The organism is Spirosoma fluviale, from assembly GCF_900230225.1.
Lineage (GTDB): Bacteria > Bacteroidota > Bacteroidia > Cytophagales > Spirosomataceae > Spirosoma > Spirosoma fluviale.
In genome coordinates this window covers 32,210-46,243 of record NZ_OCNH01000003.1, presented here as the reverse complement: position 1 = coordinate 46,243, position 14,034 = coordinate 32,210, and the positions used below count along the sequence as shown (strand labels likewise).

General features: G+C 48.1%; 16 protein-coding genes. 13 read left to right on the top strand and 3 right to left on the bottom strand.

What is annotated here, in order from left to right; genetic code table 11:
* Window positions 1-143 precede the first annotated feature (143 nt).
* The 8 genes from nusB (at window position 144) to CRO74_RS16425 (ending at window position 5,700) form a co-directional block, all read left to right on the top strand.
* Window positions 144-1,280, top strand: coding sequence for a transcription antitermination factor NusB (gene nusB / locus CRO74_RS16460; protein WP_097127169.1), 1,137 nt, complete (start codon window positions 144-146; stop codon window positions 1,278-1,280).
* A 117-nt stretch (window positions 1,281-1,397) separates the two neighbouring features.
* A complete protein-coding gene (locus tag CRO74_RS16455) occupies window positions 1,398-1,700 on the top strand; it encodes a YtxH domain-containing protein (protein WP_012930772.1) in 303 nt (100 codons plus the stop codon).
* A gap of 64 nt (window positions 1,701-1,764) precedes the next feature.
* The gene (locus tag CRO74_RS16450; protein WP_097127168.1) at window positions 1,765-2,217 is read left to right on the top strand and encodes a DUF1573 domain-containing protein; all 453 of its coding nucleotides are present in this window, start codon (window positions 1,765-1,767) and stop codon (window positions 2,215-2,217) included.
* A gap of 12 nt (window positions 2,218-2,229) precedes the next feature.
* Window positions 2,230-2,556, top strand: coding sequence for a preprotein translocase subunit YajC (gene yajC, locus CRO74_RS16445; RefSeq protein WP_097127167.1), 327 nt, complete (start codon window positions 2,230-2,232; stop codon window positions 2,554-2,556).
* A 3-nt stretch (window positions 2,557-2,559) separates the two neighbouring features.
* On the top strand, window positions 2,560-3,252 hold the full coding sequence (locus CRO74_RS16440; protein WP_097127166.1) for a hypothetical protein: 693 nt from the start codon (window positions 2,560-2,562) through the stop codon (window positions 3,250-3,252).
* A gap of 78 nt (window positions 3,253-3,330) precedes the next feature.
* Window positions 3,331-3,942 (top strand): dephospho-CoA kinase, encoded by a 612-nt coding sequence (gene coaE, locus CRO74_RS16435; protein WP_097127165.1) that lies wholly within the window; start codon window positions 3,331-3,333, stop codon window positions 3,940-3,942.
* 175 nt (window positions 3,943-4,117) lie between these two features.
* Complete coding sequence (locus CRO74_RS31625; RefSeq protein WP_179830222.1) at window positions 4,118-4,423, top strand: DUF6471 domain-containing protein; 306 nt, start codon at window positions 4,118-4,120, stop codon at window positions 4,421-4,423.
* Window positions 4,420-5,700 (top strand): DNA cytosine methyltransferase, encoded by a 1,281-nt coding sequence (locus CRO74_RS16425; protein WP_097127164.1) that lies wholly within the window; start codon window positions 4,420-4,422, stop codon window positions 5,698-5,700. Before CRO74_RS31625 ends, CRO74_RS16425 begins: the two co-directional genes overlap by 4 nt.
* On the opposite strand, the gene CRO74_RS16420 is transcribed toward CRO74_RS16425, so the two are convergent.
* Window positions 5,630-6,487, bottom strand: coding sequence for a Cfr10I/Bse634I family restriction endonuclease (locus CRO74_RS16420; protein ID WP_097127163.1), 858 nt, complete (start codon window positions 6,485-6,487; stop codon window positions 5,630-5,632). The two genes, CRO74_RS16425 and CRO74_RS16420, sit on opposite strands and share 71 nt — an antisense overlap.
* Window positions 6,456-6,902 (bottom strand): very short patch repair endonuclease, encoded by a 447-nt coding sequence (locus CRO74_RS16415; RefSeq protein WP_097127162.1) that lies wholly within the window; start codon window positions 6,900-6,902, stop codon window positions 6,456-6,458. Before CRO74_RS16415 ends, CRO74_RS16420 begins: the two co-directional genes overlap by 32 nt.
* Before the next feature lie 199 nt (window positions 6,903-7,101).
* Between CRO74_RS16415 and CRO74_RS16410 the strand changes: the two genes are divergently transcribed.
* Window positions 7,102-8,769 carry an amidase gene (locus CRO74_RS16410; protein WP_097127161.1) on the top strand — a complete coding sequence of 556 codons (1,668 nt, stop codon included), beginning with the start codon at window positions 7,102-7,104 and terminating at the stop codon, window positions 8,767-8,769.
* A gap of 275 nt (window positions 8,770-9,044) precedes the next feature.
* Here the strand turns inward: CRO74_RS16410 and CRO74_RS16405 are convergent, their stop codons facing one another.
* Window positions 9,045-9,956 (bottom strand): nucleotidyltransferase family protein, encoded by a 912-nt coding sequence (locus tag CRO74_RS16405; RefSeq protein ID WP_097127160.1) that lies wholly within the window; start codon window positions 9,954-9,956, stop codon window positions 9,045-9,047.
* A gap of 303 nt (window positions 9,957-10,259) precedes the next feature.
* Between CRO74_RS16405 and CRO74_RS16400 the strand changes: the two genes are divergently transcribed.
* The 4 genes from CRO74_RS16400 to CRO74_RS16385 all read left to right on the top strand — a co-directional run bounded on the left by CRO74_RS16400 (window position 10,260) and on the right by CRO74_RS16385 (window position 14,014).
* Entirely contained in the window at window positions 10,260-11,456 is a 1,197-nt protein-coding gene (locus tag CRO74_RS16400; RefSeq protein WP_097128631.1) for a homogentisate 1,2-dioxygenase, read from the top strand.
* Window positions 11,457-11,511: 55 nt separating this feature from the next.
* The gene (gene hppD, locus CRO74_RS16395) at window positions 11,512-12,645 is read left to right on the top strand and encodes a 4-hydroxyphenylpyruvate dioxygenase (RefSeq protein ID WP_097127159.1); all 1,134 of its coding nucleotides are present in this window, start codon (window positions 11,512-11,514) and stop codon (window positions 12,643-12,645) included.
* An 85-nt stretch (window positions 12,646-12,730) separates the two neighbouring features.
* A complete protein-coding gene (phhA, locus tag CRO74_RS16390; RefSeq protein ID WP_097128630.1) occupies window positions 12,731-13,456 on the top strand; it encodes a phenylalanine 4-monooxygenase in 726 nt (241 codons plus the stop codon).
* Window positions 13,457-13,576: 120 nt separating this feature from the next.
* Window positions 13,577-14,014, top strand: a complete 438-nt coding sequence (locus CRO74_RS16385) for a MarR family winged helix-turn-helix transcriptional regulator (protein ID WP_097127158.1) — start codon at window positions 13,577-13,579, stop codon at window positions 14,012-14,014.
* Window positions 14,015-14,034: the final 20 nt, after the last annotated feature.

The following is a 14,034-nucleotide window of genomic DNA, read 5'->3' as shown; positions in this document are numbered from 1 at the left end:
TCCTAACTCCTAATACTCACACCAATTTGTCTTTCTCCCCAAAAACCCCTACTTTTGCACCCGATTTAAGCAGTTCTTTTTCATACTGGTAGCAAATAGACTAAGGCGGGATGCTCAACAGGCGACTACTCCGAATAAAGGTCATGCAGGCGATATATGCGCTTCGACAGGCCGAATTTTCCAATGAACAATTAGCCATCGACGGCATCAATGACCTCTTCCAACCCGACCTGAACTCGATGTTGCCGCAGAATAAGCGACAACTGGAAGGCTACCGGAAACTGGCCGCTCTTCTCTTCGAAGAGGCCATCAAAAACAATCAATCCGCTCAGGATGACGATGCCCCTCGTAACGTGCTCAAGGCCGCTAACGATGGGTTTGTGTTTTACCAGATTCGTACGAGAAAAGATCGCCAGCACCTCGCGCACATGATGCTGAAACAGGTAAACGGCATCTACGACGATTACCTGCTGGTGTTAACCTTACTCGTTGAACTCGGTCAGGTTGCCCAGATCGACAGCGAACGCCGGTATCGCGACGTTGACGAAACGCCTTTTCCCTTCGAGTCGACGCTTTACGACAACACCGTTATCAAGGCCCTGGCCCAGCACCAGCCGCTCCAGAATGAAGCCGTCCGGCACAATATTTCGTGGACGGAAGACCTTGGATTTGTTCGAAAAGCCCTGCGCGAAGCCCTTAAAACCGACGATACCTACCGGGCTTACTGCTCAACCCGTACCCACACCGCCGATGAAGATCAGGCGCTGGCACAACATGTGCTCCGTAGTCTGGTATTCAAGCATGAGGTCATTCGCGACCATCTATCCGAAATTGACCTGAGCTGGGCAGAAAACAGCGAAGTCGTTCGCGGCCTGGCCATCCGAACGTTGAAATCAGCCCAGAGTGCAACGGGTCTGCAACTCGAACCGCTCACCGACGACTGGGAAGAAGACGAATTGTTCCTGAACACGCTGTTCGAAAAATCTATCGAAAACGACGCCGATTATGAACAACTCCTGGCCGACCAGCTAAAAAACTGGGACGTTGAGCGGGTGGCGATGATCGACAAAATCATTTTGAAACTGGCGGTTTGTGAGTTGCTCAGTTTCCCAAACATTCCGGTCAAAGTAACGATTAATGAATATATCGAACTCGCAAAGGCGTACAGTACGCCTAAAAGCGGTAAATTTGTAAATGGAATTCTGGATAACCTGTCCGAGAAGCTGCTGGCTTCCGGTCGACTGCGTAAAAGCGGACGCGGGTTGTTGGATAATAAATAAAAGAGTTGCTAGTTTATAAGTTACGAAGTATGGTTTTGCCAACAAAAGGCCCTTTAGCCTGAAGGCCAAAAACCAGAATTCGTAGTGATAAACAACAAACCACAAACTTTCTTAGAAATGAGCAGAATTGGCCGTGATTTAACCTTTTTGCTAACCGGAATTGCTGCCGGGTCTCTTATCGGTTTGCTTTATGCACCCGATAAGGGCAAGATCACCCGCGATCGCCTGTCGTTCCGATTGTCGAAGTACAGAGAGCAGATTAATCAGTTGCTGGAAGACTTGGGGAACTCGGTGGAGCTGCCCGAAAATTCATCGAAGAATGAAGGTCAGCGGGTTGTGAACGATGCTCGTGAAAAAGCGGAGCGCCTGCTGGAAGATGTAGATCGGCTAATGGCACAAATTAAACAGCAAAACGCATAGTATTCGGTATGTCCGGCTTATCAATCACCGATGGGCCGGACGTTCTAAAAACAATACCTCAGCAATGCACCTCAAAAACTGGCTGCTTATAGTGGCCTTCGCGGGATTAAGTTTTGGTCAGATCAGCTGCGACAATCGCCAGCAGGGCCAGGCTTCCAAAGAAACGGCTTCGACCAAAATGCCGAAGATTACCTTTGCCGAAACCGGTATTTACGATTTTGGTACGCTTACGGAAGGCGATACGGTGGAGCATGTTTTTGCGTTCACCAACACGGGCGAATTTCCGCTGATTATCAACAACATTACGGCTTCCTGCGGGTGTACGACCCCCGAATGGCCACGGGAGCCGGTAGCCCCCGGTGCCAAATCATCGGTACGGGTACGCTTCAACAGCCGGGGTAAAAGTGGGCAACAGAACAAAACCATCACCATCTTTGCCAACACGGAACCGTCCATGACCGACCTTCAATTTAAGGCGCTGGTAAATCCAAAGACCGAAACCACCAAAACGTCCTAAACTCACTCCCTTATGTTGTCCATTCTGTTACAGGCCGCAGCCGGCTCCAATACGTCAATGATTTACAATGTGCTCCTTTGGGTAGCGATCATTGGTGTGTTTTACTTCTTCATGATTCGTCCGCAGCAAAAAAAGCAGAAAGACCAGAAGAGTTTTGTCGAAAATCTCAAGAAAGGCGACAGCGTCGTTACGATCGGTGGCTTACACGGTCGTATTGCCTCTGTCGATGCAACCACGATTACGCTGGAAGTAGACCGGGGCGTTAAGATGACCTTCGAAAAAAGCTCCATCTCGCGTGAGGCAACGGTAAAACCAGCGACGGAAGCCGAGAAACAATAACGTGTGAATACCGCCCCAAACGTTCGCTCCTTTCAACCAACAAAAGCGCTTCTCTGCTTAGGAGCGGCTGCCCTGTTCTGGTTTCTGAACGCTCTTAACAAACCGGGTTACACGCTCAATGTTGAGTATCCGATCCGGTTTGTTTACGATGATTCATTATTTATTGCCACCTCGCCATTACCCAAATTTGTACGGGTAAATGTGTCGAGCGATGGCTGGGGACTGCTGCGGCATTCGTGGTTACCTTTCCGCATCGATCCGGTCGATTATATCGTTCAGGACCCGTTGCGGGCAACGGCTATCAATACATCCTCGCTGGCCGCAGCTCTGGGCGAACAGGTAAAAAAGCTGCACGTCAACTACGTTGTGGCCGATACACTGGCACTTAGTTTCGACCGGCACACATCCAAAATGGTTCAGCTTCTCCCCGACAGTCTGCATCTGGACATGGCCCCGCGTTTCATGGTATCGAGCGTGATCAACATGACCCCGCGTTCCATCCAGATTGACGGTCCTGCAAAGCTGGTCAAAGGGTTGCCGGACACGATTTGGGTACGCATTCCCCGCAAACGCATTTCGGATAATTACGACGAAGAGCTTCCACTTAATCAACTGCGCCACCCGCTCCTGCACACCAGCGCCAACCGGGTTGCAGTTAGTTTTGAAGTCGGCGAACTGCTGTCGCCTTTAAAATGAATAATGTAGAATGAGTAATGTAAACTACAGAATGCATTGCCCATTATTCATTATACATTATTCACTTCTCCATTCCCCATGAAACATCCCCTTCAAATTGGTGTAACGGGCGGCATTGGGTCGGGTAAAAGTGTCGTTTGTACGGTGTTCAAGGCACTCGGCATTCCCGTTTATGAAGCCGACGAACGGGCCAAATGGCTTACCGAACACGACCCCATCCTGAAAGCCGATATAAAACGGGTGCTGGGCACAGATGCCTACAGCCCTTCAGGTACATACAACCGGGCGTGGGTAGCTTCTCAGGTATTTACCGATCCGGCATTGCTGGCCGCCCTCAACGCCGTGATTCACCCCCGTGTTTTTGCCGACACAGCGGCCTGGGTCAACGAACATGCCGACAAGCCTTATGTGGTGAAAGAAGCTGCCCTGATGAACCAGGCTGCGGGTGATGGCAACACGCTTACTAAAATCATCGTCGTACAGGCCCCCGTGGCGCTGCGTATCCAGCGAATCCGTAAACGTGACCCCCACCGTTCCGATGCTGAGATTCAGAATATTATTGATCGCCAGTTAAGCGACGAAGCGCGCCTTCGCCTTGCCGATTACGTGATCGAGAACGACGAGAGGCAATTGCTGCTTCCACAGATTATTCGGCTGCACGAGGATTTTTTGCAACAGGCGGGCATTTAGTGGCCTTTCTGCCGTAATTTGGCTTATTACTTTATTGAAAGATAGCATTCTTATTTGTCTAGGTTCTTATGAATTGGGAACGACACACCTAGTTATTTTTTTGCATATATTATTATTTGCCGGTATTTTTTGATAAAAATTTGCATATATGCAAATGAAGTTTAATCTTTGGCTAATGAAAGAGATAGACTGGAACGAGAAAGCTAAACGTCTTTTGAAGTCTGAACTGGTCAGGCGTGGTGTCACAAACGAAAGCCTGACCAGTTTGTTAGAAGAAATAGGCGTTGAAGAAACTAAGGCAGGTATAGATAGTAAAATAAGTCGCGGTACATTTAGTGCTGCTTTCTTATTACAATGTCTTAATGCAATAGGGTGCAAATCTTTTGTATGTGAGATTGAAAGCTTTGAACCTGCATACTTGGAAGAACCTCAAACATTCTATAAAAGCCAGAAGTCAAAACCTAAAAAAACTAGACAATGATTTACACTAACTCAAAAACCAATACAAAATTTATAGATATTTCTGCTTTACCACTGAATGAAGATGAGAAACAGTTTCCAGTAATTAGTTTATTTTCAGGAGCGGGAGGGTTAGATATTGGACTGGAAAATAGTGGATTTCAAACTGCCGCTTGTATTGAGTATGATATAGATTGTAGAGAAACTTTAAAATTTAATCGCCCTGAGTGGAAAGTTTTTGAAGAAAAAGAAAAACTCGAAAATGGTAAAGTGTCAACGAGAGTACCAGGCGATGTAAGAGATATATCTGTTGATGAGCTATTAGATTTTGTTGGTTTAGTGAAAGGTGAAGTATCATTAGTTGTTGGAGGAGCACCTTGTCAACCTTTCAGTAATATAGGTAAAAAATTAGGTAAAAATGATGAAAGAAATGGCGATCTTTTTTTAGAATTTGTTCGAATGGTTAAAGGTATTCAGCCAGAAGCATTTATTTTTGAAAATGTTGTTGGAATTACCCAAAATAAACATTCAGATGTAATAGCTTATATGGTTGATAAGTTACAAGGTTTAGGTTATGGAATTTCTCATACAATTTTGAATGCTGCAAACTATGGAGTTCCACAACGTAGAGAACGTTTTTTCTTAATCGGAATTAAAGGTGTAGATAAACCCGCCTTTCCATTTCCTACACATTTTAAAAATTTGAAGCATTATGAATCTTATGTGAAAGACTTTCAGTCATTTCCATTATTTGATGTAGCTCCATTAAATAACTACAAAAAATGGGTTTCGGTAGATGATGCTTTTAAAAATTTACCTTTAGATACTACTACGCGAAAAGATTATGTTTTAATGAACATTTCAGATTTTGTAGTTAATAGAATGACTTATATAAATCAAGGTGAAAATTTCAAAGTCTTACCAATGGAATTAAGACCTAATTGTTGGAAAAATGGCCGTCATCAAGGAAATGATACTTTTGGCCGCTTAATTGCTGATTTACCGTCGGTTACGATAAGGACCGCAGCCTATAATCCAGCTAAAGGCATGTATATTCACCCATGGGAAAACCGAGGATTAAGTACTATTGAAATGGCCGCTTTACAATCTTTCCCTTATGACTGGAATTTTCGAGTAAAAGGCAGAGAAAAAGGAACATTAGTAAGCGTGGGGAAACAGATTGGGAACGCCGTTCCTCCAGTACTTGCCCAAGCTCTAGGAACTGCAATTATGAAACAGATTTTGGCGAAGCATGTAAAATCTGAGCAAATGCTTCCTGAGCTTGTCGAAGAGAATTAACCTCATAAACCTCATCGACTGCTGCTTGAGGAATGCTATGGACGGTTGTAATGCTATGCGTTGCAACCGTTTTTAATGCAGCGCGATCTGGAGTCCCAACTTTGGTAGCAATTGCAAAATACATTAATCCCTTAGGATTAATAATCCATTCTCTTGTTTGTAAATGTGTGTAAATAGCCTTCATCAAACTGCCTTCATGGGGAATTTGTAAACGTCTATCTGGTCTAAAAGAAGTTTTCACTGATATATAGCCAAAAATATCTTCAAAATCGCATTGATTTATGAAATGCCTAAAAGCATTTTCGATAACTGTTAATGAACTCTTATCAATAAAATTTATTCTTTCAATCTTAGGAAATATTTTATTGACAAGTTTTCTATCAATAATCACAAAATCAGGATTTGAGGAAATTAATTGGACAGATGAAGAAATAAGGACTTTTTCTCTTAAATCTTGAATTAGTGAAAATAGCCTATTGTTATATAGTTTAGCAACATCAAATTGACTAATATTAGGCGTAAGTATAGCTAGGTTTGCCTTTTCATGATCAGCGCAATAATTCCAAGCTTCTATAGCTAACAACCATTCATACCAATCTCCATGAACATTATTTAAAGCATCTTTAGTAACTGTCTTGTCAATTTTTGAAACTTCTGTGTCAAATTCTGAAATAAGTTCTCTAATCGACTTATCTATGTTAGGCAGTGTATTATTTAAAAGAGTAAAAAAAGCCTCATCTTTAATGACCTGCGATTTACCGTCTTTGAGTATCCTTATGAAATTCATTATTTCTTGATTTTATTATTTCTTCAATTTTATTGATACAAAGGTTTATTTCTTTTTGTATGTCTTTGCCCCAAAATCGCAAAACGCTCCAACCTGATTCTTCAAGAGCCTTATTCACGTCCTTGTCTCTTTGAATGTTCCGCTCTATTTTCTGGTGCCAAAAATCTTGGTTGCTTTTGTGGTCATACTTGTGTATTTCCCAATCCTTACCATGCCAAAACTCACTGTCCACAAAAATAGCTATTTTTAACTTTTTGAACGTTAAGTCAGGTTTTCCAAAAACAGTTTTATCATTCTTTCGGTAGCGGTAACCACTAGCAAATAAAGCTTTTGCTAAGGCTATTTCAATCTTTGAGCCTGTGGCCTTCACGGCCTGCATATTTTTTCGCCTTTGCTCTTTAGTTAGTTTGTCCATAATTCAAAAACAACTAACCTCTTGTAAATACTGTTGCGATTTCGTTCTTCTATTTTAGTCTAGGTTTTCTGAGAGCTTTTACTATTACCACATAACACGCAATAAAATTCGGCTACACGAGGATTTTTTGCAACAGGCGGGCAATTAGTGCCCTTTGTGCCGTAATTTGGCTTATTACTTTGTCAATAAGCCAAATCGAATGAAACAACGCTTACTCCTGCTTACTGCCTGCGCCGGCAGCTTTTTACTGGGTGCATTCATCACCAACGACGACCCGATGAAGCCCCTGACCGCTGAAATGGTCGACGTGGCTTCCAAAGTTTTCGGCTTGGAGTTTACCCCCGCCGAGCGTGATTCCATGCTCGGCAACCTGAATAACGCCCGTACCAATTACGAAGCCCTCCGCAAGATCGACTTACCGAACGATGTAGCCCCCGCTTTGTATTTCAATCCGCTTCCGGCTGGTTTTACTATGCCTGCCGGGCCATCATCGTTCAAAGCGTCGCCCGCTGGTAAAGTATCGCTACCCAAAAATCAGGATGAACTGGCATTCTTTACCGTCGGGCAGCTCGGCGAGTTGATCCGGACCAAGCAAATTACGTCGGTTGAACTCACGCAATTCTTCCTGAACCGGCTTAAGACCTACGACCCGAAACTACACTGCGTCATTACCCTGACCGAAGAGCTGGCGATGAGTCAGGCCAAACGTGCCGATGCAGAACTGAAGGCGGGTAAATACCGGGGACCTCTGCACGGTATTCCCTACGGCGCTAAAGATCTGCTCGCCAAAAAGGGCTACAAAACGACCTGGGGCGCCATGCCCTACAAAGACCAGACACTCGACCTCGACGCTACCGTTGTGAAACGTCTCGAAGAAGCGGGGGCCGTTTTGTGCGGCAAAATGACCCTCGGTGCCCTGGCCATGGGCGATGTGTGGTTTGGCGGCATGACCCGCAATCCCTGGAGTACAACGGCCGGTTCCAGCGGCTCATCGGCGGGGTCGGCGTCGAGTGTATCGGCGGGACTGCTGCCGTTTGCCATCGGTACCGAAACGCTGGGTTCTATCGTGTCGCCGTCTACCGTTTGCGGTACTACCGGGCTGCGCCCCACCTTCGGGCGGGTGAGTCGGCACGGGGCAATGGCGTTGAGCTGGAGCATGGACAAAATCGGGCCAATCACCCGCAGCGTGGAAGATTGCGCTCTGGTGTTCAACGCGATTTACGGTCCCGATGGCCACGACCCCACCGTTATGGCCGCGCCCTTCCGGTACACACCCCTGACAACGCTGAAAGGCACCCGCATCGGTTACGTCAAAAAGGCCTTTGAAAGCAATTATCCAAACCGCGCCAACGACTCGCTCACCCTACAAACGCTGCGTAATCTGGGTGCTGAACTGGTACCGTTCGACTTACCAACGGGCGTTCCGGCGGGCCGGATTTCGTTTCTGCTGACCGTGGAGGCAGCGGCTTCGTTCGATGAGCTAACCCGCTCCGGCCGCGACGACCTCATGGTGCGGCAGGGCAAAAATGCCTGGCCCAACTCCTTCCGCTCGGCCCGATTCGTGCCGGCGGTGGAATACATTCAGGCAAACCGAGCCCGTACCAAGCTCATCAATGAAATGGCAGGCCAACTAAAGGCGGCCAAGATTGATGTGTACGTATCACCCGCCTACGCGGGCGGCAACCTGACGATCACCAACCTAACGGGCCACCCTTGCGTGGTGTTACCCAATGGTTTCACGAAGCAAAATCTGCCCACGAGCATCACCTTCATGGGTCAGTTATTTGAAGAAGGGAAGGTACTGGCCGTGGCAAAAGCCTATCAGGATGCTACAGAATGGCACAAAAAGCACCCATCGCTTCAATAGAAACCTGGCCTTATAAAGCGAGAATCTTTACTATAGTCGTGGGTTAAGTAGAGTGAACACAAACACTCCCCGCCCGAATTGCGGCTCAGTTACGCAAAGAAGCGGAGCGCACGAGCTAGGCTAATTGATTTATTAACCACAGAGGCACAAAGGCCACAGAGAACTCAATCCTCTGTGGCCTTTGTGCCTCTGTGGTTAATAAATCTTTTTTATGGATAATACCCGTGCATAGTTATAAACTATGCACAACACGAACGGTCCCTGTGTTCAATCAATTACCACAGTTTTTCCGGATAGGCTCCGTTGTCGTGCAGTTGTTTCAGAGCCGTCTGAACAACCGGCTTATCGTCGGGGTAGGTCACGCCAAACCATTCGGAATGACTGCGGAACACTTTGCAATGACCCGTATCCGTCTGAATCAGAGTGGTCATGACGGTGGGAATGTAGAACTCGGCTTTGGGCGAGTTGATATTCGCAATCGCGTAGCTCTCGAACTGGTGTTCTACCAACGGAAACACGCTGGGTTTAAAGCCCCAGAAATTCATCGAAACCGGTGTATCGGGAGATAAGGGCGTCAGACTGTCGGCTTCTTCGAAAACAATTTTTTTCTCATTACCACCGTTTGCCTGCTCGTAAATCTTCGTCCGCTCAATAACCGACAGAAGATTACCATTCTCGGCCACTTCGCAAACACCCCGCGATACCGACCCATTCTCCGACAACGTGTTTCTCACTTCGTAACCAACCATTGCATGAAGCTGATCGTCGGTGTTCGTGGTCAGGAAATCGCTGATGAGCTGGAATGCTTCGAGGCCGTAGAAATCGTCGGCGTTGATGACCGCGAAGGGAGTATGCGTATGGTCTTTGGCACAAAGCATGGCATGGCCGGTGCCCCAGGGCTTCGTCCGTCTTACTTCCCCCACTTCGGCTGGAACGTACGAATCGAGGGCCTGGATGGCATAGTCGACCTCAATTTTTCCGGCTAGTTTACTGCCGAATACTTCCTCAAAGTCTTCCCGAAGTTCTTCCCGGATAATGAAAACAACCTTACCGAAGCCCGCCCGGATGGCGTCGAAAAGTGAATAATCTATGATGGTTTCGCCATTAGGCCCAAATTGGTCGAGTTGTTTGACACCACCGTAACGGCTGCCCATACCGGCCGCCAGAATCAAAAGGGTAGGTTGCATTTCAGTTATCACCGGTTCGCCGGTGCGTTAAACAGTTTATGGTCGCAAAGTATAGCAAAAGTTGCCCGCCCAAAATTAAAAAAAGGGGTTGTGCTTTACTATTTAAAGTGAGGTTAATGCCTTATTGCTCAATTCTGTCCCTTATAATAAAAATTAATCTAAACAATATACAATTTTCAATAGTTGTCGTTATAATTGTATGCTAAACAATAGTTGCCTTAACAACTAATTAAACGTAGCGCTATAACTTGACTTCCAGCGGACCTTTTGTGCGTGGATTCGCCGGAAAAACTGACCGACACTATGCCTTTTTACCACACACTCGGCTCTATTCCACCCAAACGACACACGCAGTTTGCCAGATCCGCCGGTTCGGGTTCGGAGAGTGCACCCTCTCCCTTTGGCGACGGCCCGTTTTACTACGAACAGTTGTTCGGTACCATCGGCTTCGAAGGGATGTCGTCGCTGCTCTACCATGTTCACCGGCCAACGATGGTGCGGGAAGTGCTGGAAAGCGTCGATATGACCCCTAAACTGGCCGTACAAAAAAACATGCTGTCGCGGAAATTACTCGGCTTTGGGGTAGCACCTGCCGATGACTTTCTGGATAGCCGGGTTCCGCTGCTGGTCAATAACGACCTCACGTTTGGACTGGCAGCTCCCCGCCAATCGCTAACGACCTATTTCTACAAAAATGCCGATTCCGACGAGATGCTGTTCATCCACCGGGGCACGGGGAAACTGAGGACGCTGTTTGGAACGATCCCGTTTCAGTACGGTGACTATCTGGTTATTCCGCGTGGGGTGATTTACCAGATCGAATTCGACACGGCCGACAACCGGCTGCTCTACGTCGAATCGCATTCGCCCATTTACACGCCCAAACGCTACCGGAATCAGTTTGGGCAACTGCTGGAACATGCGCCTTTTTGCGAACGGGACATCATCAGGCCGGGTGCACTCGAAACGCACGACAAGGCCGGTGATTTTCTGATGAAGATCAAAAAACAGGGTGCCCTGCACTCGCTGGTCTATGCCTCACATCCGTTCGATGTGGTTGGCTGGGATGGCTACAACTACCCGTATGGTTTTTCAATCTTCAACTTCGAGCCCATAACGGGTCGGGTGCATCAGCCGCCACCGGTGCATCAGACTTTCCAGACCGAATCCTTCGTGGTTTGCTCGTTTGTTCCGCGCCTGTACGATTACCACCCCAAGTCGATTCCGGCTCCCTACAACCACTCGAACATCGACTCCGACGAGGTAATCTATTACGTCGATGGCGATTTTATGAGCCGCAACGACATTGCGCCCGGCCACATCACCCTGCACCCCGGCGGTACGCCCCACGGCCCTGCCCCCGGTGCGATGGAGCGAAGCATCGGCAAGAAAGAAACCCAGGAATACGCCGTTATGGTCGACACCTTCCGCCCGCTCATGCTGACGGAACAGGCCGTGGCGCTGGATGACGGAAAATACTACAAATCGTGGATCATGTAGAGACGCAAAGGATTGCGTCTCTACACAACATCAACAATCACAACATCAACAAATCATGGAAACACTTGAACTAATCCAACCCATAATAGAACCCTCCACTGAGGATTTTCTGCCGCTCAACGGAACGGATTACCTTGAATTATACGTGGGTAACGCCCGGCAGTCGGCGCATTATTTCCAGACGGCCTTTGGCTTTCAACCTGTGGCTCATGCCGGACTGGCAACGGGTCTGCGCGACCGGGAATCGTATGTGGTGCAACAGGGTAAAATCAGACTGGTGCTCACCTCTCCCCTGCATGGCGATTCGGCCATCGGCCGCCACATCGACCAGCATGGCGATGGTGTTCGGGTGGTGGCGCTGTGGGTAGACGATGCCCGCAAGGCGTTTGAGGAGACAACAAAGCGGGGCGCAAAACCTTTTATGGAACCGACCCGCGAGCAGGACGATACCGGCTATGTTGTCCGGTCGGGCATTCACACTTACGGCGACACGGTGCATGTATTTGTGGAGCGGAACGACTATACCGGTGTGTTTCTACCCGGCTATCAACCCTGGAACCCGACTTACCGGCCAGCCGATGCCGGACTGAAATACGTAGACCATATGGTGGGTAATGTCGGCTGGCACGAAATGAACCAGTGGATGACGTTTTACCACGATGTAATGAGTTTTCAACAGCTTGTTTCCTTCGATGACAAGGACATTTCTACCGATTATACGGCGCTGATGAGCAAAGTCATGAGCAACGGAAATGGCCGGGTGAAATTCCCCATCAACGAACCGGCCGAGGGCAAAAAGAAGTCACAGATTGAGGAGTATCTGGATTTCTACGGTGGTCCCGGCATTCAGCACATTGCCGTGGCTACGGACAACATCGTGGAAACCGTTCTGGCCCTCCGCGATCGGGGCGTCGAATTCCTGACCGTACCCGAAACCTATTACGAACACCTCGCCGAACGCATCGGAAAAATCGACGAAGAAATAGACACGCTGCGCCCGCTGGGTATTCTGGTCGACCGGGACGATGAAGGGTATCTGCTCCAGATTTTCACCAAGCCCATCTGCCCGCGCCCAACGCTTTTCCTTGAGATTATTCAGCGCAAAGGAGCCCGTTCGTTCGGGAAAGGCAATTTCAAAGCCCTGTTCGAAGCCATCGAACGCGAACAGGAACTGCGGAGAACACTTTGATAATCAGGAATGCCTGAATGATAGGATGAGTGAATGGTTTATGGCATTTATTCTATCATTCAGGCATTCTATCATTCAGACATTCATTATGCAGACATACACCAAATACACCCCCGACGATCAGGCCGTTTGGCGGCTTCTGTTCGAGCGGCAACTGGCGCAGCTGCCGGGAAAAGCCAGTCAGGATTACCTCGACGGCATCCAGGCAACGGGCTTTCGGGCCGACCGCATCCCGGATTTTGAACGGGACCTGAACCCGAATCTGAAACGGCTTACGGGCTGGCGGGTCGAGGCTGTGGAGGGACTTATTCCCAACCGGGAGTTTTTCGGGTTGATGGCCAACCGGAATTTTCCGGCAACGACCTGGCTGCGTCGGCGCGACCAACTGGAGTACCTGCCCGAACCGGATATGTTTCATGATACCTTCGGGCATGTGCCAATGTTGTCCAATCAGGCATTTTGCGATTTCCTGGCATCGCTGAGCCGGATTGCGCTGGAGCATATTGATAGCGAAGAAGCCATTGCCATGATTTCGCGACTGTACTGGTACACCGTGGAGTTTGGTCTGATTCAGGAAGGCAGTCAACTACGGATTTACGGCGGGGGCATACTATCGTCGGTGGGGGAAACAACCTACAGTTTGTACAGTGAGGTTCCGAAACGTGTCCCGTACGATGTGGCGACCTTGCTCCAAACGCCGTATATCATCGACCATTACCAGGAGCAGTATTTCGTGATCGAGTCGTACAAGCAACTGTACCGGTCCGTATCCCAGATTGAGGAGACGCTGGAAAGCTTATTGGTTAGTTGATTACATTTGTCATTTATTGGCGGGTATATACGATCTGGTCAGAAACCGAAAGTCGAAATAAACTTCGGCCAATACGTTCTGACCAGCCTGAATAGAACTGACGAAACTTGACTTCAGCGAATGACGCATCCATCCGATACGCGTGCTTATTTTTTTAAGATTGACACCACAATCAAGAAGATCCGGAATGCCCTGCAAAAGCAGTTTACCGATGCGGGGTTCGAACTCACCGTTGACCAGTGGGTAATCATCGACCACCTTTTCCGAAATCCGGGTATCAGTCAGAACACGATTTCGGAGATGACCACGAAAGACGCGCCAACCGTCACCCGCATCATCGACCTGCTTAGCCAGAAAGGCCTCACAGAACGGCGCATGGCGGACACCGACCGGCGGAAGTTTCTGGTGTACCTGACCGAAGCCGGTGAAGCGAAATACCACGAAGTACTGCCCGTTGTATCGGCCATGCGACGCAAAGGCTGGGGGGACCTCAGCGACGAGGATTATCAGCACTTTGTGCGAATTATGGACTCCATTTATAGTAATATCAGTGAGTGAGTGGTGCGAAGCTGGCGCGG